Raw genomic sequence first — 23514 nt, 5'->3', positions numbered from 1 at the left:
CAGGCCGTACGTGGCTGGTCGCGCAGTTCCTCGCGCCCCTGGGTGTTGCAACTGGCTCTCAGGAGTGTCCGAGCTCCTCGGCGGGGGCGTCCGGCTCCACCGAGCCGGAGCTGCGGTCGGGGTGGAGCTGGAGCGGCTCGACCACGAGCTCGTCCAGGATCAGCTCCGCGGGAACGGGCGGGGCCGGGAGGACGGCCGCCTCGGAGTGGCCGCCGCAGCCGTAGGCGAGCGAGACGACCTGGCCGTCGGCCGGACCGAACTCGTTGCCGCAGACCCCGAACGCCTGCCCGAGCGAGCCGCCGATCGGCACCAGGAAGCCACAGCTGTTGCAGTGCGCGGGCGCGGACTGCGCCATCGGCGTCTGCGGCCCGTAGGCGGTCTCCCAGCGGTCGGCGGCCAGGTGCAGGCCCATCCGGGAGAGCACCCGGGGGCGGCCGAGGCCCAGCTCCTCGGCGACGGCGCCGATCTGGGCGCGGGCGGGGGCCGGCTGGATGTGGGGATCGGAGACGACCAGGTCGTCCTCCTCCGCGAGCGCGGCCACCGAGTTGGGGGCCGGCTCGTCCTCGCCGGTCCAGCCGGGCTCCAGGCGCAGGTCGTCCGCGCCGGTCGGCAGCAGGTCGCCGGGCCCGAGGTCGCCGGGCCGCAGCCGCTCGCTCCACGGCACCCACTGCGGGGCCAGCACGGCGTCCGGGCCGGGCAGCAGCACGGTCTCGTCCACGGTGACGTTCTTGGCCCGGGCGGCCCGAGCCACCGTCACGGCCCAGTGCCAGCCCCGGTAGGCGGCGTCCTTGCACTCGAAGGTGTGGGTGACGACCCGTTCGCCCTCGGCCGACGCGGCCAGGTGGGCCCCGACGGTGTCGTCGCCGACCGCCTCGACGGCGGCTTGACGGGCGAGTTCGACGGCCTCGGCACAGAGCCGGTCAGGGGTACGGCTTCGCATCGCAGCACTCACGGCGTCGATTCTCTCCCAGTTCTGTTGCCTGCGGTCCCTGCGGCGACGGCCGCCCGCTCCGTGTCGTCACTGCCTGCCGGGGCCTGCCTGGAAGCCACTCGTACGAGGGCTTCGGGGCCTGCCGGAGGCGCCGTCACGGGGTTCGGGTGCCGCTGGGTACCGTCTTCGTCTCTATTCTGCGCGACTCGGCAGCGGTCCGAGGACCGGCCGCGCCGCCCGCCGGGCTGTGCACGCGCGAGAGTCAGGCTACCCGTCGGTCGGCCGCGACCGACAGCCCGGTGTCAGGGACACCCCCGGACCGTCCCCGGGCCGAGCCCGGATCGTGACCTCCGATTGTCGGCGGGTCCGGCTCGCGTTCTCTCGTCCGAACCGGTTTTGTCAGGCAGGATGGGGCTGTGGCGGAAGAGACCCCGTCGCAGCACGCACTGCACGACCCGCAGGCGAACGGCTCTCCCGGGCCCCCTTCGGAGCCGGGCGCCGTGCCGCGACCGCAGCCCCCTCTCGCCCCGGCGGACGGTGCCGAACCCCCGCCGGAGGCGGACTCCGCGCAGCCCGCCGACGCCGACGAACCACGGCGCAACGTCCTGATCCGCGGCGCCTCCGCCGCCGGCGCCCGGACCGGCAAGGTGGTCGAGGGCACCGGCCGCCGGATCCGCCGGGCCACCGCCGCCGAGGGCGCGGGCGAATCGGGCCTGGCCAAGCTGATCGAGCTGCACGCGCTGAACTCCTTCGGCGACATGCTGATCACCATCGCGCTGGCCTCCACCATCTTCTTCTCGGTGCCGACCGGCGAGGCCCGCGGCCGGGTCGCCCTCTACCTCCTGATCACCATGGCGCCCTTCGCCCTGCTCGCGCCGGTGATCGGCCCCCTGCTCGACCGGCTGCCGCACGGCCGCCGGGCCGCCATGGCGATGTCGATGCTCACCCGCGCCGTACTGGCCTGGACGATGGCCGGCACCGTGGCGGACGGCGGGATCGCGCTCTACCCGGAGGCGCTCGGGGTGCTGGTCGCCTCCAAGGCGTACGGGGTGGTGCGCAGCGTCGTGGTGCCCCGGCTGCTGCCACCGCAGCTCTCCCTGGTGAAGGCCAACTCGCGGGTCACCCTGGCCGGGCTGCTGGCCACCGGGCTGGCCGCGCCGCTCGGCGCCGGGCTGCACCTGATCGGCCCCGGGTGGCCGCTGCGCGGGGCCTTCCTGGTCTTCGTGGTGGGCACCCTGATGGCCTTCCACCTGCCGCACAAGGTGGACTCCGCCAAGGGCGAGCAGCGCGCCGTGCTGCACTCCGACGAGAACCCGCACGGCCTGCTCGGCCACCACCACGCCCCCGAGCCGCCGCCGGAGAAGGCGGGGAAGCCCAAGGCCCCGCCGGTCAAGGCGATGCTGCGCAGCGTCGGCCCCTCGGTGATCATGGCGCTGCGGGCGGTCGGGGCGCTTCGCTTCCTGGTCGGCTTCCTGGTGATGTTCCTGGCCTTCCTCCTCCGGGACGACCCGGTCAGCAGCCTGGCGCCGACCGCGACCCTGGGCATCGTCGCCTTCGCGGCGGGCGCGGGCAACGCGCTCGGCTCGGTGTTCGGCTCCTGGCTGCGCACCCGGGGCTCGGAGGTGACGGTGACGGCGATGCTGCTGCTCGCCACCTGCGCGGCCGGGGCGGCGGCGCTCTGGTACAGCCTGCTGACCGTCGCGCTGGTCGCCGGGGCGTCCGGGGTGGCGGCCTCGCTGGGCAAGCTGGCGCTGGACGCGCTGATCCAGCGGGACGTGCCCGAGGCCGTCCGCACCTCCGCCTTCGCCCGCTCGGAGACGGCGCTGCAGCTGTGCTGGGTGGCCGGCGGCGGTCTGGGCATCGTGCTGCCGCTGAACGGCACGCTGGGCCTGGCGGTGGCGGCCGGGGTGGTCGGGCTGACGCTGCTGGTGACGCTCCGCTCGCTGCTGCGGGTCAGCCACCACCGCCCCTCCGCCCGCCCACGGGTGGCCTGAAGCTGGCAGCCGGGTGACGTAATCCCGGCCGACTGCCGAAACTCGCCCACCCCCGCGTAGCGTGATCCACGAAGCCCGGTAGCCTCTTGCCCATGAGCCTCAGCACCCGTGCAATCGCCGCCCTCGGCGCCGTCGTCGTGATCGGCGCCGGCACGGTCGGCGGGTCCATCGCCTACGCGAGCGGCAAGGACCAGCCCATCAGCCACCAGGCCACCCTGACGGTCGGACGTTCGTCCATCCACGCCGAGCCCTTCAAGGCCTGCTACGACGACGGCAAGCCGCTCGGCAAGGAAGCCGTCACCAAGTGCCAGACGGAGGCCAAGAAGGCCGCCGACAACGACGAGCTGCCCTCCTCGGACGTCACCGTCGGCGACAAGATCGGTGTCGGCGTCGACCCGGGCACGGCCGACAAGGGCTGGTTCGCCTTCACCGACGGCGGCCAGCAGGGCCAGGCCTCGCTGTCCTCCTCGAAGACCAAGGTCACCTTCTCCGGTCTGCAGCCGGCCTCGGGCCTGCTCGCCCAGACCAAGAAGACCACCGTCACCGTGGTCGAGGCGGACGAGAAGACCGGTGACATCATCGCCGCCTGGTACTTCACCCTCAACAACAAGGACTTCGTCGCCCCGGCCACCCCGGCCCAGTGACCTCTCCCGTCCACCGTCGCGACGACGAGCGCCCCGCCCGGGTGCTCGTCGTCGTTGCCGTTGCGGCCGAGGCCGAGGCGGTGCAGCGCGGCCTGCGCGGCGGCGCCGAGCCGCACGCCCTGCCCGGCGGCGGCGAGCTGCGGCGCAGCCGGCCCGCCTCGGGCGTCGAGGTCGACGTGCTGGCCGGCGGGGTCGGCCCGGCGGCGGTGGCCGCCACCACGGCCACGGCCCTGCTGCAGAGCCCGTACGACCTGGTCGTCTCGGCCGGGATCGCGGGCGGCTTCGCCCCGCACGCCCCGGTCGGCTCCCTGGTGGTCGCCACCGAACTGGTCGCCGCCGATCTCGGCGCCGACGCCCCCGAGGGCTTCCTGACCGTCGAGGAGCTGGGCTTCGGCCGCTCCCGCCACACCCCGCCCCCGGCCGCGGTCTCGCTGGCCGCGGCGGCCCTGGGCGCAGCGGCCGGCCACCCGTCCGACGACGCCCCCGGCGCGGCGGCGGACCAGGCGGCCGGAGACGAAACCGCCACCGGCGCACCCGCACAACGGGCAGCCGAAGGCGTGGCCGCCCGCGGCGCCACCGACCGGCCGCAGCCCGCCTCGGCCCAGCGGCCCCGCACCGTGGTCACCGGGCCGGTCCTGACCGTCTCCACCGTCACCGGCAGTGCCGAGCGCGCGGCCGAGCTGGCCGGGCGGCACCCCGGTGCGGCGGCCGAGGCGATGGAGGGTTTCGGGGTGGCCGAGGCCGCCGGCCGGTTCGGGCTGCCGGTGCTCGAGCTGCGCGCGGTCTCCAACGCCGTCGGCCCCCGGGACCGCTCCGCCTGGCGGATCGGCGAGGCGCTGGCCGCCCTCGAACAGGCCTTCCGCGGCCTGCCCCTCCCCGAGCTCCTGGAGGCCTCCCGTGGCTGACGACCGCCTCAGCATCGCCTACTCGCCCTGCCCGAACGACACCTTCGTCTTCCACGCCTGGGCCCACGGCCTGGTGCCGGGCGAGCCGGCCCCCGAGGTGCGGTTCGCGGACATCGACATCACCAACGGCCTGGCCGAGCTCGGCGAGGGCGACGTCCTGAAGATCAGCTACGGGCAGCTGCCCTGGGTCCTGGACGAGTACCAACTGCTGCCCTGCGGCGGCGCCCTCGGGCGCGGCTGCGGGCCGCTGGTGCTCACCCGGTCGGCCGGTGCGGACCTCACCGGCGGCACGGTCGCCGTGCCGAGCGAGCGCTCGACGGCCTACCTGCTGTTCCGGCTGTGGGCCGCGAAGGCCGTGCCCGGCGGCTTCGGGGAGATCGTGGTGATGCCGTTCCACGAGATCATGCCCGCCGTCCGGGACGGCAAGGTGGACGCCGGCCTGGTGATCCACGAAGCCCGCTTCACCTACCAGCAGTACGGCCTGCACTCGCTGGCCGACATGGGCGAGGCCTGGGAGCAGGAGACCGGCCTGCCGATCCCGCTCGGCGCGATCATCGCCAAGCGCTCGCTCGGCGCGGAGCGCCTGGCCGCCCTGACCGAGACGATCCGCGCCTCCGTCCGCCACGCCTGGGCCGACCCGGCGGCCTCCCGGGAGTACGTGCTGGCGCACGCCCAGGAGATGGACCCGGCCGTCGCCGACCAGCACATCGCGCTGTACGTCAACGAGTTCACCGCCGACCTGGGCGAGGAGGGCTACGCCGCCGTCCGCGCCCTGCTCGACCGCGCGGCCGCAGCAGGACTCGTGCCGCCGGTGGCAGACGTCTAGGGGCGCGGGGAACTGCGCGAGCGCGGAAGGCGCACACCTGTACTCTTCCGACTTCGCGCAGTTCCTCGCGCCCCTGGTGGTGCAACTGACCTCAGAGGTCGAACTGGTCGGCGACCGCCCGCAGCAGGACGGCCAGCTTCTGGCCGGTCGGCTTCGCGGGGTAGCGGCCGCGCTGGAGGCCGGGCAGCACTCCGTCGAGCGTCGTGATCAGGTCCTGCACGATGGGCGCCATGTCGTCGGGGCTCTTGCGCTGGGCCGCCGCCACGGACGGGAGGGCCTCCAGCAGCGTGACCGCCATCGCCTGGTCGCCCCGGTGGCCCGCGGCCACGCCGAACTCGACCCGCTGACCGGGCCGGAGTGAGGTGACCCCGGCAGGCAGCGCCTTGGTGTGGACGAAGACCTCGCCCCCGTCGTCGCGCGACAGGAAGCCGTAGCCCTTCGTCTCGTTGAACCACTTGACCTGGCCGGTGGGCATCTCGAAAAGTCCTCGGTGTGGGTGCGGGGAAACCCCCGGACCGTGAGGGCCGAGGGTGACCTGGTGGATGGCGGGCCGACCGCGCGCGGCGGGCAGGCTCGGACCCGCAGACTAACGCTCTGTCAACGACTCTTTCGAGCGGAATTGACCTGGTGCGGCTGCCGGCGCGGAACGTGCTCTCGCACCGGCCACCGGCCCGGGCCCGGCGGTCCCGGAGCCTCGCAGCAGGCTGTCCACTGGCTCCTCACCCCCGGTCCGGACGGTCGGGGTGCCCGATTCGACCCCGCGTGCAAGCTGCATACCCCGTTGACGGGCACACCGAAACTCCCCGTCTCCGAGGAACTGCGGGCAGTGACGGGGAGTCGGGTAAGCGCAGGTCAGGCCTGGTGGCCCAGCGGCGCTTCGGCGGGCGCGTGGAGCTGCTGGCCGAGCCAGCCGAGGGAGGCCGGAAGCATCCGCATCCAGGTGTTGAAGTTGTGCCCGCCGGTCGGCAGTTCGATCCAGGAGACCTTGGTCGCCCCGCCCTTGGCGGCCGCGATGAACTGCCTGGTGGTCTTGTAGTAGTCCCCGTCGCCCTCCTTGCTGCCGCCGAGCAGCAGCGAGACCGGCGGCTTCGGGAGGTGCTTCAGCCGCCAGTCCAGGTCGGCCTGCTGCCGGCGGGCGTGGTCACCGCCGAAGAGGTCACCGGTGGTCGCGTCCTCGGCGGCCTTGTAGTAGCCGGAGAGCGAGACGGCGGCGGAGAAGACGTCCGGGTGCTTCATGGTCAGCTTGAGCGCGCAGTAGCCGCCGGTGGAGTTGCCGATGATGCCGAGGCTGCCGGGGCCCTCGGCGATCCGGTACGAGCTGCGGATGGCCTGCGGCACGTCCTTGGCGAAGTAGGTCTCGGCCTGGGTCGAGCCGGGCACGTCCTCGCACTCGGTGTCGCGCGGCATCGCCGGGGAGGGTCGCATCATCACCAGGACGGTGGGGTTGGTCTTGCCGTCCTTGATCGCCTGCAGCTCGATGGACGGGTAGTTGAGCTTGGTGATCAGGTTCTTCGCGTCGCCGGGGAAGCCGGTGATGGCGATCGCGGCCGGGAAGTGCTTGTTCTGGTACTCGGGCTGGAAGTACTGCGGCGGCAGGTAGACGTAGCCCTCGGTGGAGAGGCCGGTGCCGGCGCCGGGGATGCGGATCTTGTCCAGCTTGCCGACCAGCTGCGGGTCACGGCCGACGGTGTTGGTGCCGCGTACGTTCTCGGCCGCGATCTGCTGCACACCGGTCTTCTTGCCGCCGACCAGCTGGCTCTGGATGGTCACCGGGCTGTTGTCGTTGGTGCCCAGCAGGTCGGCCCAACTGCTGTAGAAGGCGAAGTAGTTGTTGGCGACCAGGCCCAGGGTGCACATCACCGCGAGCTGGGTGGCGAGGATGGTGCCGATCCGGCCGAGCACGGCGCCCCAGGTCTTCCTGGCCAGTCTGGGCCAGAGCCAGACCGTGCCGACCACCAGCAGCACCGAGATCAGTGCGGACAGCGCCAGCACCTTGTGACTCGTCAGACCCATGCCTCTGTACGCCCCTGCTTCTCACGGCGAATTCGCGAACATCCTCCAGAGTGCCTGAGAGTTCGCTGAAAGCCTTGACCGCCCAGGGGGAGCGCGACCCCCGCCGATCGGCGGGGGTCGCACCTTCTGCCACACTGGGAGGCAACCTTTTTCCAGGAGGAGTGGCCCGTGAGCACCGGCACCGCAGACCCGGGCAGCGCGTTCGTCCGTACCGGAGCGATCATCTTCGGCCTGGGCTCGATCGCCACCCTGGTGACGTTCGTCCCACTCTTCTTCCACCTGACGCCGCTGCCGACCGCCGCCTACTGGCTCTCGATGATGATGCCGCTCGGCTTCCTGGTCTCCCTGGTCGGCCTGCTGCAAGGGGCTCGCGCGCAGAAGCGCCGCGCCCAGCAGGGCACTTCGACCACCTGAGACCCGACCCGCCCGGGCAGACCTCCCGGCCCCGGCTCAGCCCAGATGGGCAGCCAGCCAGGCCGGGAACTCGGCGAGCGAGCCGAGCACCACGTCCGCCCCGGCCCCCCGGAGCTCCTCGGTGCCGTACGGGCCGGTGGTGACCCCGACGGCGACGGCCCCGGCCGCCCGGGCGCCCCGGACGTCCCCCAGGTGGTCGCCCACGTAGACGGTGGCGCCGTGCTCGCGCAGGGCGTCGCCCTTGCTCTCGGCCCAGGTGTCGCCCACCAGGATGTCCACGTCCAGCCCGACGTGGTCCAGCTGCAGCCGCGCGTTCGGCGCGTACTTCCCGGTGATCACCGCGACCCGGCCGCCCGCCGCCCGCACCGCCGCGAGCGACTCCCGCGCCCCGGGCAGCACCAGGGTGCCGGGCAGCGCGTGGTCGCGGTACAGCGCCCGGTAGTGGTCCACCATCGCCGGCACCCGCTCGGCCGGGAACCACACCGCCAGCTCCTGCGCCAGCGGCGGCCCGAGCCGGCTCACCACCAGATCGCTGTCGATGTACGTACCGGTCTCGGCCGCGAGCACGTCGTACGCCGCCTTGATGCCGGGCCGGGTGTCCAGCAGGGTCATGTCGAGGTCGAATCCCACCGTGAGCGCCATGCCCGCCAGCCTAGGGCCGTCCGACCGCCCCCGGTCAGCGTGCCTTGGCCGCACTGAACCGGTCTTTACCGGCAATTCAGACATAATCGAGCTGCCCAGCCTCCGCCGCCCGAGAGGTACCGATGCCAGGCCAGCTGCCGCGCCGCACCGCCCTCGCCGGGCTCGGGGCCCTCCTGCTGACCGGCTGCTCCGGCACCGGCCGCCTGCCCGCTCCGGCCCCCGGCACCCCGGCCGCCCCCAGCACCACCGAACCCGGCAGCCGGCCCCCGGGCCCCACCCCGACCCCGACCCCGACCGTCACCGTCACGGCCGCCACCGGGCCGGTCACCGTACCGGCCGCCCCGCAGCGGGTGATCGCGCTCGACACCGCCGAACTGGACTCCGCGATGACGCTCGGCATCACCCCGGTCGGCGCCGCCCGGGCCCCGGCCGATCCCGGCTTCCCCGACTACTGGCCCGCCTCCCGGCTGGCCGCCGTCCGGTCCGTCGGCCTCATCGGCAGCCCCGACCCCGACCTGATCAGCGCCCTGCGGCCGGAGCTGATCCTCGGCAACCAGACCAGGGACGGCGCCCACTACGGCGAGCTCAGCAAGGTCGCGCCGACCGTCCTGACCCAGACCACCGGCGCCCCCTGGAAGGCCAACTTCCAACTCCACGCCCAGGCCCTCGGCCGCCAGCAACAGGCCGCCGTCGTGGTCGAGGCCTACGCCGACCACATCACCCAGGCCACCGCCGCGATCGCCGCCGCCGGCTCCGCCGGACGCCGCATCAGCCTGGTCCGCTTCGTCGAGGGCTCCCCCACCGTCCGCCTCTACGGCCGCCAGAACTTCCCCGGCACCCTGCTCGCCGACCTCGCGCTCGGCCGCCCCGACAGCCAGAACACCGACACCTTCGCCACCGAGATCCCCCCGGACCAGATCGCCAAGGCCGACGCCGACTTCCTCTTCTACGCCGCCTACGGCACCGCACAGACCGCCACCACCCTGGACACCCCGGCCTGGCACGCCCTCTCCGCCGTCCAGAACCACCGCGCCTTCCCCGTGGACGACGAACTCTGGTTCCAGGGCATCGGCTACACCGGAGCCCACCTGGTCATCGGCGAACTCCAGCGCTTCCTAGGCGGCTGAGCCGCACGGTCCAGGGGCCCGGGGAACGGCGCGGCCGACCCCGCACGGCCTGCGGCCTCCCGCTTCGCGCACGCGGTCAATGAGCAGAGCCCCGCGCCCCTGGGGTTTCACTCCGGTCGCCGCCGCAGCGTGACGGCCAGCAGGAACACCGCCGACAGCGCGCCCGCGAGCCGCAGCACCCCCGGCGCCGCCGACCACGTCACGTGCGCGAACTGCTCCCCCGGGGCCAGCGGACTCCCCCAGCGCCCCTTCTCGCGCCCCCAGTACCAGACCGTCGAACCCGCCATCGTCACCAACGGGATCCCGAGCGCCGCGAACTTCCGCGTCCACTCCCCCAGCCGCGGCGCGACGTACGCCAGCCCCCACCCCGCCAACAGCGCCAGCAGCTGCCCGGTCACCACCCCGCCGAGCAGCACCAGCGCCGCCACCAGGGCCACCGCCGAAGGCCGCCGCCCCGCCAGCACCGAGGCCTTCCCGGCCGCGGGCGCCGCCGCCTCGGCCGGGACCTCCGGCTCCTCCCCGCGCTGCTCCGGCACCACGGGCTCCGGCACCGGCGGCTCCGCCTTCGCCGTCACCTCGCTGAAGTCGAAGACCACGCTGTCCCAGCCCGGGAAGTCCGCCGCCGTCAGCGGCGGTCTGCCCGCCGCGCCCACCGCCGGCGGCGCGGCAGGCATCGGCGGAGCCACCGGCACCTCAGGGGCGTACACACTCCCGCCCTCGTCCGAGACCACCTCGGCGGTCCTGCCGCGCCCCAGCACCTTCCAGGGCCCGTCCACCCGCCACCACTCGCCACCGGCCATCGCCCACACCCCGCTCCGTCCCCGCAGACGCTACCCACTCCACCCGCCCCGCCACCATGCCCGCCGTAGCGCCACCCCCGCCCCGCGCCCCCACCGCGGGCCGGACCAACTGCACCGCCCCCGCCCGAAACCTCTAACCTGGATCGGATGAGCACCCAGCCGAGCGAGCCCCGCCCGCCCCGGGCCTCCGCCGCCCCCCGTACGCTCGCCGACGAGCTCCGGGCCCGGCCGGACGAGGCCCTCGCCGAGCTGCTCCGCAGCCGCCCGGACCTGCTCAACCCCGTGCCGAGCGACCTCACCCAGCTCGCCGCCCGCGCCTCCGGCCGGGCCTCCGCGCTGCGCGCCCTGGAGCGCCTGGACCGCTTCACCCTGCAGGTCGCCGAGGCGCTGGCCGCCGCCCCCGACGCCGGGCCGGACACCGTCGTGCGGAACCTGCTGGCCGGCCCCGCCCGGGTCAAGCCGCACCCGGGAGCCGACCCGGTCGACCGCGCCGCCGTCACCGCCGCCCTCCCCGGCGCGCTGGCCACGCTCCGCGCCCAGTGCCTGCTCTGGGGGCCGGACAGCGGGCTGCGGCTGGTGATCGCCGTCCGCGAGGCGCTCGCGCCGACCGCCGCCAACCCCGGCCGGACCGGCCTCGGGCCGACCCTGGCGGAGGCCACCCTGGGGATGTCCCCGGCCCGCCTTCAGCAGTTGCTCACCGGGGCCGGCCAGCCCAACACACCCGACCCCGTGTCCGCCGTGGCCGCCCTCACCGCGCTGCTCACCGACCGCAAGCGCTGCGCCGCCCTGCTCGCCACCGCCCCCGAGCCCGCGCTCGCCCTGCTCGAACGCCTGGTCTGGGGCCCGCCCACCGGCACGGTGCCGGACGCCGCCCGCCAGGTCACCGCCGAGGAGGCGCAGAGCCCGGTCGAGTGGCTGCTGGCCCGCGGCCTGCTGCTGCCCACCAGCCCGACCTCGGTCGTCCTCCCCCGCGAGCTGGCCCTGCACCTGCGCGGCGGCCGCAGCCACCGCTCGGTCGAGCCCACCCGCCCCGGCCCCGGGGCCGACGCCCAGCGTGATCCACAGGCTGTGGACAGCGCGGCGGCCGGCCAGGCGTACACCGCCGTACGCACCGTCGAGGAGCTGCTCGAGGCCTGGGCGCTCCAGTCACCTCCCACCCTGCGCGCGGGCGGGCTCGGTGTCCGCGACCTCAAGCGGGCCGCGCTGCTGCTCGAATGCCCCGAGCCGGTCGCCGCCTTCTGGCTCGAACTCTCCTACGCCTGCGGCCTGCTGGCCCCCGACGGCGAGGCGGACGAGCGCTGGGCGCCCACCCCGGCGTACGACCACTGGCTGCAGGAGCCGATCGCCGATCGCTGGGCGGTGCTCGCCCGGGCCTGGCTGGCCACCACCCGTACCCCCGGCCTCACCGGCACCCCGGACGGCAAGGGCAAGCCCCGGGCGGCCCTGGGGCCGGAGCTGGACCGCACCCTCGCCCCCAGCACCCGCCGCGCGGTGCTCGGCCTGCTGGCCGAGCTGCCCGCCGGCGCCGTCGCCGGGGCCGCCGCCCTGCTGCCCGCGCTGCGCTGGCAGCGCCCGCTGCGCGGCGGCCCGGCCGGCCCGGACGGGCGCGACCTGCGCGACCACCTCACCGACTGGGCCCTCGGCGAGGCCGAGCTGCTCGGCGTCACCGGCCGGGGCGCGCTCGGCGCACCCGCCCGTGCCCTGCTGGCGGACGCCGACCCGGTCGACGTCCTCGCCCCGCTGCTCCCCGAGCCGCTGGACCACGTGATCCTGCAGCCCGACCTGACCGCGATCGCCCCCGGCCCGCTGCTCACCCCGCTCGCCCAGGCCCTCGCCCTGGCGGCCGACATCGAGTCCAAGGGCGGCGCGACGGTCTACCGCTTCACCACCGACTCCGTCCGCCGCGCCCTGGACGCCGGGCGCACCGCCGCCGAGCTGCACGCCTTCCTCGGGCAGCACTCCCGCACCCCGGTACCGCAGCCGCTCAGCTACCTGATCGACGACGTGGCCCGGCGGCACGGCGTGCTGCGGGTCGGCGCCGCCTCCAGCTACGTGCGCTGCGACGATCCGGGGCTGCTCGCCGAAGTACTGGCCGACCGCCGGTCCGTCGAACTGCGGCTGCGGCTGCTCGCCCCGACCGTGCTGGCCGCCCAGGCCGCGCCGGACACCCTGCTCGCCGTGCTGCGCACGATGGGCTACGCCCCGGCCGCCGAGTCCGCCGAGGGCGATGTGCTGATCACCCGGCCGGACTCGCACCGCACCCCGCCTCGCTCGGCCCCCGTGCCCGTACCCGACGGGCCGCCCGCCCCGGACGCGGCGCTGCTCGGCGCCGCCGTGAAGGCGGTCCGCGCGGGCGACCGGGCGGTCACCGCCGTGCGCCGCGAGACGGTGGCCGGGCCCGCCGCCACCCCGCACCAGAGCGGCCCGGCCCGTACCGACCTGCGCCGGCTCCCCCGCACCGCCGCCGCCGACACCCTGGCCGCCCTGCAGACCGCCGTACTGCTCGGCGAACCGATGTGGATCGGCTACGTCAACGCCGAGGGCCTGGCCTCCCAGCGGGTGGTCGACCCGGTCAAGGTCGAGGGCGGCTTCGTCACCGCCTACGACCACCACACCGACGAAGTCCGCACCTTCGCCCTGCACCGCATCACCGGCGTGGCAGAGGTGGACGACTGATTCGTCCCGGCCTCCGCCGGGGGTGCTCCCCTAGGATCGAGCGTATGAAGATCCTGATCTCCGGCGGCGCCGGGTACATCGGTAGCACCATCGCTTCGGCCTGCCTCGACGCCGGGATCACCCCGGTGATCCTGGACAGCCTGGTGACGGGGCGGCGCGAGTTCGCCGACGGGCGGACCTTCTACGAGGGGGACATCGCCGACGGCGCGCTGGTCGACCGGATCTTCGCCGAGCACCCGGAGATCGAGGCCGTGGTGCACTGCGCCGCACTCATCGTGGTGCCGGACTCGGTGGCCGACCCGGTCGGCTACTACCGGGCCAACGTGGCCAAGAGCCTGGACTTCGTCAGCCACCTGCTGCGCAACGGCTGCGGCCGGATGATCTTCTCCTCCTCGGCCGCCATCTACCAGGCCGCCCCGGACCTCACCGTCCGCGAGGACTCCGGCATCGACGCGCAGAGCCCGTACGCCCGGACCAAGGCCTTCTGCGAGGCGATGTTCGCCGACATCGCCGCCACCCAGCCGATCCGCGTCCTCTCGCTGCGCTACTTCAACCCGATCGGCGCCGACCCGCAGATGCGCACCGGCCTGCAGCTGCGCCACCCGAGCCACGCACTCGGCAAGATGCTCCAGGCCCGCGAGCTGGGCGTCCCGTTCCAGGTCACCGGCACCGACTGGCCGACCCGGGACGGCTCCGGCATCCGCGACTACATCCACGTCTGGGACTTGGCCGCCGCCCACGTCGCGGCCGTGCAGCGCTTCGACGAGATCCTGGACGACACCACCCCGGCCCTGGCGATCAATCTCGGCACCGGCACCGGCACCACCGTCCGCGAGCTGATCGAGGCCTTCAACGAAGTGGTCGAGACCCCGATCGAGACGGTCGACGCCCCGACCCGCCCGGGCGACGTGGCCGGCGCCTACACCGTGAGCGACCGCGCCGCCCGCCTGCTCGGCTGGCAGGCCCGCCTCTCGGTCACCGAGGGCATCCGCCACTCCCTGGAGTGGGCCGACCAGCACCGCGGCAAGATCCTCGGCGACTGACCCGCCGCACACGAGAGGCCGCCCACCCGGGCGGCCTCTCTGCCGGTGACGGGGTCAGTGCGCCTGCTGCTGGTGCTTGATCATCGCCTGGCCCTCGGGCGAGTTCTTGGCGTCCTCCACCATCTTGCCCGGGTCCGGCATCGTCGCCCCGCTGGTCAGCTCGGCCAGCGTGAACGCGGCAGCCCCGAAGATCCCGCCCGGCGTCCCGGTGGGCATGACGTCCTGCACCGGATCAGCCGCGGCCTGAGCGGGCGCCGCAGCGACGGCGAGCGCCGCCCCGGAGAGAGCAACAGCGGCAAGAAAGCGGTTCGGCTTGTTCATACCCCCCTCAACGAGCCGCCCCGCCCTCGGTCACCCCACCCCGCCCGAGTGCGGGACACTGGAGGGTCTGGTGCCGGACCAACGGAGGGTTCCCGCGTGAACGACGGGCCGCTGATCGTACAAAGCGACAAGACGCTGCTCCTTGAGATCGACCACCCGAGGGCCGCGGACTGCCGGCGGGTGATCGCGCCCTTCGCGGAGCTGGAGCGTGCGCCCGAGCACGTGCACACGTACCGGGTGACGCCGCTCGGGCTGTGGAACGCGCGGGCCGCCGGGCACGATGCCGAGCAGGTGGTCGACGCATTGGTGAACTACTCGCGCTACCCGGTGCCGCACGCGCTGCTGGTGGACATCGCCGAGACGATGGCCCGGTACGGACGGCTGCAGCTGAGCAAGCACCCGGTGCACGGGCTGGTGCTCACCACCACCGACCGGCCGGTGCTGGAGGAGGTGCTGCGCTCGAAGAAGATCGCCCCGCTGGTGGGGGCCCGGGTCGACCCGGACACCGTGGTGGTGCACCCCTCCGAGCGCGGGCAGATCAAGCAGGTACTGCTCAAGCTCGGCTGGCCGGCCGAGGACCACGCGGGGTACGTGGACGGCGAGGCGCACCCGATCTTCCTGGAGCAGGACGGCTGGCAGCTGCGGCCGTACCAGCAGCAGGCCGTCGAGGGCTTCTGGCACGGCGGCAGCGGCGTCGTGGTGCTGCCCTGCGGGGCGGGCAAGACGCTGGTCGGCGCGGCGGCGATGGCGGAGGCCAAGTCGACCACGCTGATCCTGGTCACCAACACCGTCTCGGCCCGGCAGTGGAAGCACGAGCTGGTCAAGCGCACCTCGCTGACCGAGGACGAGATCGGCGAGTACAGCGGCACCAAGAAGGAGATCCGCCCGGTCACCATCGCCACCTACCAGGTGATGACCACCAAGCGGAAGGGCGTCTACGCCCACCTGGAGCTGTTCGACGCGCGGAACTGGGGCCTGGTCGTCTACGACGAGGTGCACCTGCTGCCCGCGCCGGTCTTCAAGTTCACCGCCGACCTGCAGGCCCGCCGCCGGCTCGGGCTGACGGCCACCCTGGTGCGCGAGGACGGCCGCGAGGGCGACGTGTTCTCGCTGATCGGCCCGAAGCGCTTCGACGCGCCGTGGAAGGAGATCGAGGCGCAGGGGTACATCGCGCCGGCCGACTGCTGCGAGGTCCGGGTCACCCTGACCGACTCCGAGCGGCTCGCCTACGCGACCGCCGAGCCGGAGGAGCGCTACCGGTTCTGCGCGACCACCGCGACCAAGCGGCGGGTGGTGGAGGCCCTGGTGCGCAAGCACGAGAAGGACCAGACCCTGATCATCGGCCAGTACATCGACCAGCTGGACGAGCTGGGCGAGGCCTTGGACGCGCCCGTGATCAAGGGCGAGACCAGCAACGCGCAGCGCGAGAAGCTGTTCGACGCCTTCCGTACCAAGGAGATCAGCGTGCTCGTGGTCTCCAAGGTGGCCAACTTCTCCATCGACCTGCCGGAGGCGACCGTCGCCATCCAGGTCTCGGGGACCTTCGGCTCGCGCCAGGAGGAGGCCCAGCGGCTCGGCCGGGTGCTGCGGCCGAAGGCGGACGGGCACTCGGCCCACTTCTACTCCGTCGTCGCCCGGGACACCGTGGACCAGGACTTCGCCGCCCACCGGCAGCGGTTCCTGGCGGAGCAGGGGTACGCGTACCGGATCATCGACGCCGACGACGTGCTGTAACCGGGCTAGAGCTTGACGCCGTCGCGGCCGAGGAAGAGGACGCGGGCGGTGGTGTCGAGGGCGATGCCCACGTTCCGGACGGCTGCCGCCATCGGGCTGCGGCGGCGGCCGTTCGGGGCGGCGGTGCTGCCTCGCGGGGTCGGGATGCGGGTGGTTCGGTTCGTGTTCATGCCCTCAACGGTAGATTTCAGCACCGTTCGGAGGCATCAACCCAAAGGCCGTAACCCGCAGGTCGGAAGTCGTCCTCCAGGCGTACGGCACCCCCTACCCGCCCAGGGGCCGACCCTGAGGGAAATTGATTCGCCCCGCGGCGGCACCCGGGTCTAGGATCTTCGGTCTGCCCCCTCCCGAACCGTGGTGCCGTCCCGGCAGCCGGGGGAGGTCCCGACCGGTCGGCAACCGGCCGGGGTCCTTCACTGTGAGCTACGACGACACCGCTGCCCCGAGACGTGCGGCAGCGCGGGAAGGTTCGCTGTGCACGCCCCCACCCCTGACCCGCTCCAGCGCGAGCGTGACCACCTCTCGGCCTCCCGTTCGGCCCTGCGCGCGATGCGCGAGGACGTCGAGGCGCTCGATCTCAAGGACGTCACCGGCACCTGGGTGTCCGCCGTCGTCCTGCAGCGCCAGGTCGAGGAGCGGATCGCCGCCCTGGCCGACCTCGCGCACACCCCGCTCTTCTTCGGCCGGCTGGACTACCTGCACGCGATCAGCGAGGACCTGTCGGAAGGTGGTGGCGGGGAGCGGTTCTACATCGGGCGCCGCCACGTGCACGACGCAGGCGGGGACCCGATGGTGATCGACTGGCGCGCGCCGGTCTCCCAGCCCTTCTACCGGGCCAGCCGCACCGACCCGCAGGACGTCGAGTGCCGCCGCCGGTTCGGTTACACCGGCGGGGAGTTGACCGCCTACGAGGACGAGCACCTGTCCGACCCCGCCGAGGCCGACACCGCCTCCGCCCTGCTCGCGGCCGAGATCGAGAAGCCCCGCGTCGGCCCGATGCGCGACATCGTCGCCACCATCCAGCCCGAGCAGGACGAGATCGTCCGCGCCGACATCACCGGCACGGTCTGCGTCCAGGGCGCCCCCGGCACCGGGAAGACCGCCGTCGGCCTGCACCGAGTCGCCTACCTGCTCTACGCCCACCGCGAGCGGCTGGCCCGCACCGGCACCCTGGTGATCGGGCCGAACAGCTCCTTCCTCCAGTACATCGAGCAAGTCCTCCCCACCCTCGGCGAGTTGGACGTCGCCCAGGCGACGGTGCAGCAGTTGGTCGCCCACGTCGAAGTCCGTGGCGAGGACACCGCCGAGGCCGCCCGGCTCAAGGGCGACGCCCGGATGGCCGAGGTGCTGCGGCGCGCCGTCCGCTCCGGCATCAGCACCCCCACCGAGCCCCTGATGGTGGTCCGGGGCTCCCGCCGCTGGCGCGTCCCGGCGTACGAACTCACCGAGATCATCGAGGAGTTGAAGGGCCGCGAGATCCGCTACGGCGCCGCCCGGGAGGCACTTCCGCAGCGGATCGCGCACGCCGTGCTGCTCAAGATGGAGCAGGGCGGCGAAGCGCCCGACGACCGCGTGCAGGACGCGGTGGCCCGCAACGCCGCCGTGAAGGCCGTGGTCAAGGAGTGCTGGCCGCCGGTCGAGCCGGCCAAGCTGGTGCACCGGCTGCTCTCCGACGCCGAGTTCCTCGCCGAGTGCGCGGCCGGCGTCTACGACGAGGCCGAGCAGGCCGCCCTTCGGTGGACCAAGCCGGCCCGCTCGGTGAAGACCGCCCCCTGGACGGCGGCCGACGCCGTCCTGGTGGACGAGGCCACCGACCTGGTGCAGCGCACCACTTCACTCGGCCACGTGGTGGTGGACGAGGCCCAGGACCTCTCCCCCATGCAGTACCGGGCCGTCGGCCGCCGCTGCAGCACCGGCTCGGCCACCGTCCTCGGCGACCTCGCCCAGGGCACCACCCCCTGGGCGACGGCGAGCTGGCAGGAGGCCCTGCACCACCTCGGCAAGCCCGAGGCGCACATCGAGGAGCTGACCAAGGGCTTCCGGGTGCCCGAGGAGGTCATCGCGTACGCCTCCCGGCTGCTCCCCGAGATCGCCCCCGGCCTGGCGCCCGCCACCTCGATCCGAGACCTGTCCGGCTCGCTGACGGTCAGTCACCATGCGGACGGGCTGGTCGAGGCCGTGGTCGAGGCCTGCCGCAAGGCCCTCACCTTCGAGGGCTCCACCGGCCTGATCGCCGCCGACGCCCGCATCCCCGTCTTCGCCGAGGCCCTCACCGCCGCCGGCCTCCCCCACCTCACCCCCGGCACCGAAACCACCGCCGAGGCCCGCCTCACCCTCGTCCCCGCCTCCCTCGCCAAGGGCCTCGAGTACGACTACGTCGTCCTCGACGAACCCGCCGCCGTCATCACGGGCGAGCCCGACGAACGCACCGGCCTGCGGCGCCTGTACGTGGCCCTGACCCGGGCGGTCTCCGGTCTGCAGGTCCTGCACAGCGAACCGCTGCCGACGGCATTGCTGTAGCTGCACCATCCAGGGGCGCGAGGAACTGCGCGAAGCCGGAAGGCAACAGGCTTGCGCCTTCCGCACTCGCGCAGTTCCCCGCGCCCCTGGGGCGCTGCCCCAGACAGGGCAACTGACTCAACCGTCCAGCAGGGCCCGCCACTCGGCGACCTTGGCCGCGTCGACGGGGCTGTCCCAGCCCCCGCCCCGGACGGCGCCGCCGATGTGGAAGGCGTCGAAGCCGGCCGCCCGCAGTCCCGGTACGTGGTCGGCCTTCAGGCCGCCGCCGACCAGGATCTGCTGCCGGTACCCCGGCTCCCCGGCGCGGGCGAGCTCCGCCACGAGGGTGTCCGTCCCGGCGGAGACGCCGGCCGCCGAGCCGGAGGTGAGGAAGGTGTCGAGGCCCGGCAGATGCCCGACCGCCGCCCGGACGGCGGCCCGGTCCGCGCTGTGGTCCAGCGCCCGGTGGAAGGTCCAGCGGCAGCCCGCGACGGCCTCCGCGACCAGCCCGGTGGCCGCCAGGTCCACCGCACCGTCAGCGGTCAGGAACCCGAAGACGAACTCCTCCGCCCCCTCCGCCCGCAGCCGTGCCGTCAGGGCGAGCAGCGCGTCCAGATCCCCCGGGGCGAAGCCGTCCCGGATCCGCAGCATGACCCGCAGCGGGATGCTCACGGCCTCGCGGACGCTGACGAAGTCCGCCACCGAGGGGGTGAGCCCGTCGGCGGCCATGTCCGTGACCAGTTCGAGCCGGTCCGCACCGCCGAGTTCGGCGGCCTGGGCATCCTGCGCCGTCAGCGCGATCACTTCGAAGATTGGTCTAGACATATCGCTACCCTCCCACATCCGGGGTCGCCTGGGCGAGCCCTGAGGGCCGTACGAGAATGGCGCCCATGCCGACCACTGAGGACCCTGAGCTGCCGAGGCGCTGGGCCGCGCTGCTCCGCCGCTGCGCCCCCGCCGACACCGACCCCGAGCCGTACGGCCGTGACCTGCTCAAGCGCTGGTCCGAGCCGCAGCGCCGCTACCACACCACCGACCACCTGCGGGCGATGCTCGACCAGGTCGACGCCCTCGCCGAGCACGCGGAGGACCCGGACGCCGTCCGCCTCGCGGTCTGGTACCACGACGCCGTCTACCAGCCGGAGCGCTCCGAGAACGAGGAGCGCAGCGCCCGCCTCGCCCTGCGGGCCCTCGAGGACGCGGGCGTGCCGGCGGCGCTCGCCGAGGAGACGGCCCGGCTGGTCCGCCTGACCGTCACGCACCACCCCGAGCCGGGCGACCGCAACGGTGAGGTGCTGTGCGACGCCGATCTGGCGGTCCTCGGCGGCTCGGCGGAGGCCTACGCGGCGTACGCGGCCGCCGTCCGCGAGGAGTACTCCTTCGTCCCGCCGGAGGCCTTCCGCGAGGGCCGCGCGGCCGTCCTGCGCCAGCTCCTCGCCCTGCCCGCGCTCTACCGCACCCCCACCGCCCGGGACCGCTACGACGCCCCGGCCCGGGCCAACCTGGCCGCTGAACTCGACGCGCTCAGCGCGTAGCGGCCTTCCGCCGCCGCAGGCCCGCCGCCGTCAGGCGGGCCACCAGCTCCTTGCTCCCGATCGGCGTCGCGCCCAGCCGGACGGCGTCCTCGTACCACTTCTCGGGGATGTCGTAGTGGTCCCGCTCGAAGCCCTTCGCGGGCGCCCCGAGCCGGGCCGCGAACTCGTGCAGCTCCTCGTAGCTGACATCGCTCACCAGGTGCGACCAGAGCTTGCCGTGCCCCGGCCAGGTCGGCGGGTCTATGTAGATCACGACAGCTCCCCGACGGCCGCGACCACCACACCCCGCTTGCCGCACACCCAGTGCGGCTCCGGCCCGAGCTCCGGCTCCACGCTCAGCGCGTGCGGGTCGTCCTCCGCCTCCGCGCACTCCACGCACAGCGGCCACCGCCCGTACGTCTCCAGCAGCTTGTCCTGCACGTCCTGGGCCACCAGCCCCAGCACGTACTCGGCCCCGTCCGGCCACTGCTCCAGCCACCAGCGCCGGTGCGTCACGGCATCCTCCACCAGCGACACCACGGCGGCATCCGCCACGTCCCGGGCGGTCAGGTCGGCAAGGATGGACGCCCGCGCGCCGTGCAGCGCGGCTTCGACGGCAGAAGAGTCAGGGGTGATCATTGCCCCATTCTCCCGCGCCCGGGCCGCGGACCGGAACGCCGCGAGGGCGGCCTCCCCGTGTGGGGAGACCGCCCTCGCAGAAGAACCAGCTGATCCTGGAGCCAGGATCAGAAGTCCATGTCACCGCCCGGCATGCCGCCGCCGGCAGCGGCGCCGGCCTTCTCGGGCTTGTCGGCGATGACGGCCTCGGTGGTGAGGAAGAGCGCCGCGATGGAGGCGGCGTTCTGCAGGGCCGAGCGGGTGACCTTCGCCGGGTCGATGATGCCGGAGGCGATCAGGTCGACGTACTCGTTGGTCGCGGCGTTCAGGCCGTGGCCGGCGGGGAGGTTGCGGACCTTCTCCACCACGACGCCGCCCTCGAGGCCGGCGTTGACCGCGATCTGCTTGATCGGGGCCTCCAGGGCCACGCGGACGATGTTGGCACCGGTGGCCTCGTCGCCCTCGAGCTCCAGCTTGTCGAACGCGACACCGGCCTGCAGCAGCGCGACGCCACCACCGGCGACGATGCCCTCCTCGACGGCGGCCTTCGCGTTGCGGACGGCGTCCTCGATGCGGTGCTTGCGCTCCTTGAGCTCGACCTCGGTGGCCGCGCCCGCCTTGATGACGGCGACGCCACCGGCGAGCTTGGCGAGGCGCTCCTGGAGCTTCTCGCGGTCGTAGTCCGAGTCGCTGTTCTCGATCTCGGCACGGATCTGGTTCACGCGGCCGGCGACCTGGTCGCTGTCGCCGCCACCGTCGACGATGGTGGTCTCGTCCTTGGTGATGACCACCTTGCGGGCGGTGCCCAGCAGGTCGACGCCGGCGTTCTCGAGCTTGAGGCCGACCTCCTCGGAGATGACGGTGCCACCGGTGAGGATGGCGATGTCGCCGAGCATGGCCTTGCGGCGGTCACCGAAGCCCGGGGCCTTGACGGCGACGGACTTGAAGGTGCCACGGATCTTGTTCACGACCAGGGTCGACAGGGCCTCGCCCTCGACGTCCTCGGCGATGATGACGAGCGGCTTGCCGCTCTGCATGACCTTCTCGAGGAGCGGCAGCAGGTCCTTGACCGAGCCGATCTTGGAGTTGGCGATCAGGATGTACGGGTCCTCGAACGAGGTCTCCATACGCTCCAGGTCGGTGGCGAAGTAGGCGGAGATGTAGCCCTTGTCGAAGCGCATGCCCTCGGTGAGCTCGAGCTCGAGGCCGAAGGTGTTGCTCTCCTCGACGGTGATGACGCCTTCCTTGCCGACCTTGTCCATCGCCTCGGCGATGAGCTCGCCGATCTGGGTGTCAGCGGCGGAGATGGAGGCGGTGGAGGCGATCTGCTCCTTGGTCTCCACGTCCTTGGCCTGCGCGAGCAGCTGGTCCGAGACGGCCGCGACGGCCTTCTCGATACCGCGCTTGAGGGCCATCGGGTTGGCGCCGGCGGCGACGTTGCGCAGACCCTCGCGGACGAGCGCCTGGGCGAGCACGGTGGCGGTGGTGGTGCCGTCACCCGCGACGTCGTCCGTCTTCTTGGCGACCTCCTTGACGAGCTCCGCACCGATCTTCTCGTACGGGTCCTCGAGCTCGATCTCCTTGGCGATGGAGACACCGTCGTTGGTGATCGTGGGGGCGCCCCACTTCTTCTCAAGGACGACGTTGCGGCCCTTGGGGCCCAGCGTCACCTTGACGGCGTCGGCAAGCTGGTTCATGCCGCGCTCAAGGCCGCGGCGAGCTTCCTCGTCAAACGAGATGATCTTGGCCATCGGAAGTGGTCCTCCAGGACACGGTCGACTGCTCGGACCAGAGGTGCCCGCGACGGACGGCCCTGGTGTGCGGGGGTCATGTCCCCTACCGCTCCCGGGGGCCTCACCGACCCGGTCCGTTGTCACTCTCACGCTGTGAGTGCTAACGCCAATGATTAGCACTCGGGGGTGTCGAGTGCAAGCCCAATCGGCCGACACGCACGTGGCACCCGCACACGGCAGCAGGCCCGCACGACGGGTGTCGTACGGGCCTGCCGGGCGAAGCTAGTCGTTGAGCACCAGCTCGAGGCGAGCCGAGGCTCCGCAGTGCGGAAAGGTCAGACCGCGGGCGCACGGACCATGTCCGCCTGCGGGCCCTTCTGCCCCTGGGAGATCTCGAACTCGACCCGCTGGCCCTCTTCGAGGGTGCGGTAGCCGTCCATCTGGATCGCGCTGTAGTGGACGAACACGTCCGCACCACCGTCGACCGCGATGAAGCCGTAGCCCTTCTCGGCGTTGAACCACTTGACGGTGCCCTGAGCCATTCCGAACTCCCCTTGTGCTGTGCTGGCCCTTCACGGACCCGCAGGGTGCGGGCCCAGGTCTGATCGAGCGAGCCCGAGGTACCCCCCTGGGCCCCACCGAATACGTCGACCGCGGCTGAATGTATCCGGACAGACGCCCTCTGCAACAGGCCCAACTTCATGGAATTCCCTGGCAACGACAAGGGACGGACCGGGGCGAATGCCGCACCGCCGAACAATTCGCCCCGGACAGAGCAGGGCGAAAGGCACAGATTGCCCGAAGATTTCTGACGACAGCCTGACATCTTCTGTGCAGGACTACCGGACGGACGTCTCAGCGGCCGGACGGGCCTTGCGTACGCGATCGGTCGGCGGGGCGGGCAGCCGTGGCCGGCTGGGCGTACGAGAGGTGGGATCGGGGCGGAGAGGAGACGCCCGCTAAAGCCGCACTCTACTCTCCCCCGGACCGTGCGATTTCCACCGGACACGCGAAGGCCGCCGTCGAAACCGGAAATTCCTGTTCCGGTTCCGACGGCGGCCGGTAAAGCTTTCCCGGCCC

At 73.2% G+C, this 23514-nt stretch carries 23 protein-coding genes; 11 read left to right on the top strand and 12 right to left on the bottom strand.

What is annotated here, in order from left to right; all coding sequences use genetic code 11:
- Nucleotides 1-58: 58 nt before the first annotated feature.
- Nucleotides 59-940 carry a DUF3027 domain-containing protein gene (locus ABT095_RS11000; RefSeq protein WP_350529128.1) on the bottom strand — a complete coding sequence of 294 codons (882 nt, stop codon included), beginning with the start codon at nt 938-940 and terminating at the stop codon, nt 59-61.
- 596 nt (nt 941-1536) lie between these two features.
- Between ABT095_RS11000 and ABT095_RS10995 the strand changes: the two genes are divergently transcribed.
- The 4 genes from ABT095_RS10995 to ABT095_RS10980 all read left to right on the top strand — a co-directional run bounded on the left by ABT095_RS10995 (nt 1537) and on the right by ABT095_RS10980 (nt 5300).
- Nucleotides 1537-2925 (top strand): MFS transporter, encoded by a 1389-nt coding sequence (locus tag ABT095_RS10995; protein ID WP_502884857.1) that lies wholly within the window; start codon nt 1537-1539, stop codon nt 2923-2925.
- Between the two features lie 92 nt (nt 2926-3017).
- Complete coding sequence (locus ABT095_RS10990) at nt 3018-3569, top strand: hypothetical protein (protein WP_350529027.1); 552 nt, start codon at nt 3018-3020, stop codon at nt 3567-3569.
- A complete protein-coding gene (locus tag ABT095_RS10985; protein WP_350529026.1) occupies nt 3566-4474 on the top strand; it encodes a futalosine hydrolase in 909 nt (302 codons plus the stop codon). Before ABT095_RS10990 ends, ABT095_RS10985 begins: the two co-directional genes overlap by 4 nt.
- Nucleotides 4467-5300, top strand: a complete 834-nt coding sequence (locus ABT095_RS10980) for a 1,4-dihydroxy-6-naphtoate synthase (protein ID WP_350529025.1) — start codon at nt 4467-4469, stop codon at nt 5298-5300. Before ABT095_RS10985 ends, ABT095_RS10980 begins: the two co-directional genes overlap by 8 nt.
- 91 nt (nt 5301-5391) lie before the next feature.
- Here the strand turns inward: ABT095_RS10980 and ABT095_RS10975 are convergent, their stop codons facing one another.
- Together ABT095_RS10975 and ABT095_RS10970 are read right to left on the bottom strand one after the other, a co-directional pair.
- Entirely contained in the window at nt 5392-5775 is a 384-nt protein-coding gene (locus ABT095_RS10975) for a cold-shock protein (RefSeq protein ID WP_350529024.1), read from the bottom strand.
- A gap of 377 nt (nt 5776-6152) precedes the next feature.
- Nucleotides 6153-7313, bottom strand: coding sequence for an alpha/beta hydrolase (locus ABT095_RS10970; protein ID WP_350529023.1), 1161 nt, complete (start codon nt 7311-7313; stop codon nt 6153-6155).
- A 168-nt stretch (nt 7314-7481) separates the two neighbouring features.
- On the opposite strand from ABT095_RS10970, the gene ABT095_RS10965 reads away from it, so the two are divergent.
- Nucleotides 7482-7727, top strand: coding sequence for a hypothetical protein (locus tag ABT095_RS10965; protein ID WP_350529022.1), 246 nt, complete (start codon nt 7482-7484; stop codon nt 7725-7727).
- Between the two features lie 36 nt (nt 7728-7763).
- On the opposite strand, the gene ABT095_RS10960 is transcribed toward ABT095_RS10965, so the two are convergent.
- Complete coding sequence (locus ABT095_RS10960; protein ID WP_350529021.1) at nt 7764-8369, bottom strand: HAD family hydrolase; 606 nt, start codon at nt 8367-8369, stop codon at nt 7764-7766.
- A 122-nt stretch (nt 8370-8491) separates the two neighbouring features.
- Here ABT095_RS10960 and ABT095_RS10955 point away from each other — a divergent pair, with 122 nt between their 5' ends.
- Complete coding sequence (locus ABT095_RS10955; protein ID WP_350529020.1) at nt 8492-9496, top strand: ABC transporter substrate-binding protein; 1005 nt, start codon at nt 8492-8494, stop codon at nt 9494-9496.
- 107 nt (nt 9497-9603) lie between these two features.
- Here the strand turns inward: ABT095_RS10955 and ABT095_RS10950 are convergent, their stop codons facing one another.
- Nucleotides 9604-10296, bottom strand: coding sequence for a hypothetical protein (locus ABT095_RS10950; protein WP_350529019.1), 693 nt, complete (start codon nt 10294-10296; stop codon nt 9604-9606).
- A 147-nt stretch (nt 10297-10443) separates the two neighbouring features.
- Between ABT095_RS10950 and ABT095_RS10945 the strand changes: the two genes are divergently transcribed.
- Together ABT095_RS10945 and galE are read left to right on the top strand one after the other, a co-directional pair.
- Nucleotides 10444-12972 (top strand): helicase-associated domain-containing protein, encoded by a 2529-nt coding sequence (locus tag ABT095_RS10945; protein ID WP_350529018.1) that lies wholly within the window; start codon nt 10444-10446, stop codon nt 12970-12972.
- A gap of 44 nt (nt 12973-13016) precedes the next feature.
- A complete protein-coding gene (galE, locus tag ABT095_RS10940; RefSeq protein ID WP_350529017.1) occupies nt 13017-14015 on the top strand; it encodes a UDP-glucose 4-epimerase GalE in 999 nt (332 codons plus the stop codon).
- A gap of 54 nt (nt 14016-14069) precedes the next feature.
- On the opposite strand, the gene ABT095_RS10935 is transcribed toward galE, so the two are convergent.
- Complete coding sequence (locus ABT095_RS10935; RefSeq protein ID WP_350529016.1) at nt 14070-14336, bottom strand: hypothetical protein; 267 nt, start codon at nt 14334-14336, stop codon at nt 14070-14072.
- Between the two features lie 96 nt (nt 14337-14432).
- Between ABT095_RS10935 and ABT095_RS10930 the strand changes: the two genes are divergently transcribed.
- On the top strand, nt 14433-16070 hold the full coding sequence (locus tag ABT095_RS10930; RefSeq protein WP_350529015.1) for a DNA repair helicase XPB: 1638 nt from the start codon (nt 14433-14435) through the stop codon (nt 16068-16070).
- A 5-nt stretch (nt 16071-16075) separates the two neighbouring features.
- Here the strand turns inward: ABT095_RS10930 and ABT095_RS10925 are convergent, their stop codons facing one another.
- Nucleotides 16076-16240 (bottom strand): hypothetical protein, encoded by a 165-nt coding sequence (locus ABT095_RS10925; RefSeq protein ID WP_350529014.1) that lies wholly within the window; start codon nt 16238-16240, stop codon nt 16076-16078.
- A gap of 304 nt (nt 16241-16544) precedes the next feature.
- On the opposite strand from ABT095_RS10925, the gene ABT095_RS10920 reads away from it, so the two are divergent.
- Nucleotides 16545-18590, top strand: coding sequence for a HelD family protein (locus tag ABT095_RS10920; protein WP_502884853.1), 2046 nt, complete (start codon nt 16545-16547; stop codon nt 18588-18590).
- A gap of 117 nt (nt 18591-18707) precedes the next feature.
- Here the strand turns inward: ABT095_RS10920 and ABT095_RS10915 are convergent, their stop codons facing one another.
- Complete coding sequence (locus ABT095_RS10915; RefSeq protein ID WP_350529013.1) at nt 18708-19394, bottom strand: copper homeostasis protein CutC; 687 nt, start codon at nt 19392-19394, stop codon at nt 18708-18710.
- Nucleotides 19395-19450: 56 nt separating this feature from the next.
- On the opposite strand from ABT095_RS10915, the gene ABT095_RS10910 reads away from it, so the two are divergent.
- Nucleotides 19451-20104 carry an HD domain-containing protein gene (locus tag ABT095_RS10910; protein WP_350529012.1) on the top strand — a complete coding sequence of 218 codons (654 nt, stop codon included), beginning with the start codon at nt 19451-19453 and terminating at the stop codon, nt 20102-20104.
- On the opposite strand, the gene ABT095_RS10905 is transcribed toward ABT095_RS10910, so the two are convergent.
- From ABT095_RS10905 to ABT095_RS10890, 4 genes are all read right to left on the bottom strand, one after another.
- Nucleotides 20094-20357 (bottom strand): DUF4031 domain-containing protein, encoded by a 264-nt coding sequence (locus ABT095_RS10905; RefSeq protein WP_350529011.1) that lies wholly within the window; start codon nt 20355-20357, stop codon nt 20094-20096. The genes ABT095_RS10910 and ABT095_RS10905 overlap by 11 nt on opposite strands.
- Nucleotides 20354-20722 carry a DUF8819 family protein gene (locus ABT095_RS10900; protein ID WP_350529010.1) on the bottom strand — a complete coding sequence of 123 codons (369 nt, stop codon included), beginning with the start codon at nt 20720-20722 and terminating at the stop codon, nt 20354-20356. Before ABT095_RS10900 ends, ABT095_RS10905 begins: the two co-directional genes overlap by 4 nt.
- 107 nt (nt 20723-20829) lie before the next feature.
- Nucleotides 20830-22452: a chaperonin GroEL gene (gene groL, locus ABT095_RS10895; protein ID WP_104817815.1), complete on the bottom strand. Its 1623-nt coding sequence runs from the start codon at nt 22450-22452 to the stop codon at nt 20830-20832.
- A gap of 317 nt (nt 22453-22769) precedes the next feature.
- Nucleotides 22770-22976 (bottom strand): cold-shock protein, encoded by a 207-nt coding sequence (locus ABT095_RS10890; protein ID WP_035798772.1) that lies wholly within the window; start codon nt 22974-22976, stop codon nt 22770-22772.
- Nucleotides 22977-23514: the final 538 nt, after the last annotated feature.

Source organism: Kitasatospora sp. NPDC002227 (genome assembly GCF_040296285.1).
In the GTDB taxonomy this organism is placed as follows: domain Bacteria; phylum Actinomycetota; class Actinomycetes; order Streptomycetales; family Streptomycetaceae; genus Kitasatospora.
Note: the sequence above shows the minus strand (reverse complement) of the source record. Positions and strands in the feature narration are given on the sequence as shown.

What these genes read in the sequence shown, in the direction of transcription:
- ABT095_RS11000 (WP_350529128.1), bottom strand. Translation starts at nt 940, where the DNA reads ATGCGAAGCCGTACCCCTGACCGGCTCTGTGCCGAGGCCGTCGAACTC.
- ABT095_RS10990 (WP_350529027.1), top strand. Translation starts at nt 3,018, where the DNA reads ATGAGCCTCAGCACCCGTGCAATCGCCGCCCTCGGCGCCGTCGTCGTG.
- ABT095_RS10975 (WP_350529024.1), bottom strand. Translation starts at nt 5,775, where the DNA reads ATGCCCACCGGCCAGGTCAAGTGGTTCAACGAGACGAAGGGCTACGGC.
- ABT095_RS10970 (WP_350529023.1), bottom strand. Translation starts at nt 7,313, where the DNA reads ATGGGTCTGACGAGTCACAAGGTGCTGGCGCTGTCCGCACTGATCTCG.
- ABT095_RS10960 (WP_350529021.1), bottom strand. Translation starts at nt 8,369, where the DNA reads ATGGCGCTCACGGTGGGATTCGACCTCGACATGACCCTGCTGGACACC.
- ABT095_RS10955 (WP_350529020.1), top strand. Translation starts at nt 8,492, where the DNA reads ATGCCAGGCCAGCTGCCGCGCCGCACCGCCCTCGCCGGGCTCGGGGCC.
- ABT095_RS10950 (WP_350529019.1), bottom strand. Translation starts at nt 10,296, where the DNA reads ATGGCCGGTGGCGAGTGGTGGCGGGTGGACGGGCCCTGGAAGGTGCTG.
- ABT095_RS10945 (WP_350529018.1), top strand. Translation starts at nt 10,444, where the DNA reads ATGAGCACCCAGCCGAGCGAGCCCCGCCCGCCCCGGGCCTCCGCCGCC.
- galE (WP_350529017.1), top strand. Translation starts at nt 13,017, where the DNA reads ATGAAGATCCTGATCTCCGGCGGCGCCGGGTACATCGGTAGCACCATC.
- ABT095_RS10935 (WP_350529016.1), bottom strand. Translation starts at nt 14,336, where the DNA reads ATGAACAAGCCGAACCGCTTTCTTGCCGCTGTTGCTCTCTCCGGGGCG.
- ABT095_RS10925 (WP_350529014.1), bottom strand. Translation starts at nt 16,240, where the DNA reads ATGAACACGAACCGAACCACCCGCATCCCGACCCCGCGAGGCAGCACC.
- ABT095_RS10915 (WP_350529013.1), bottom strand. Translation starts at nt 19,394, where the DNA reads ATGTCTAGACCAATCTTCGAAGTGATCGCGCTGACGGCGCAGGATGCC.
- ABT095_RS10910 (WP_350529012.1), top strand. Translation starts at nt 19,451, where the DNA reads ATGGCGCCCATGCCGACCACTGAGGACCCTGAGCTGCCGAGGCGCTGG.
- ABT095_RS10900 (WP_350529010.1), bottom strand. Translation starts at nt 20,722, where the DNA reads ATGATCACCCCTGACTCTTCTGCCGTCGAAGCCGCGCTGCACGGCGCG.
- groL (WP_104817815.1), bottom strand. Translation starts at nt 22,452, where the DNA reads ATGGCCAAGATCATCTCGTTTGACGAGGAAGCTCGCCGCGGCCTTGAG.
- ABT095_RS10890 (WP_035798772.1), bottom strand. Translation starts at nt 22,976, where the DNA reads ATGGCTCAGGGCACCGTCAAGTGGTTCAACGCCGAGAAGGGCTACGGC.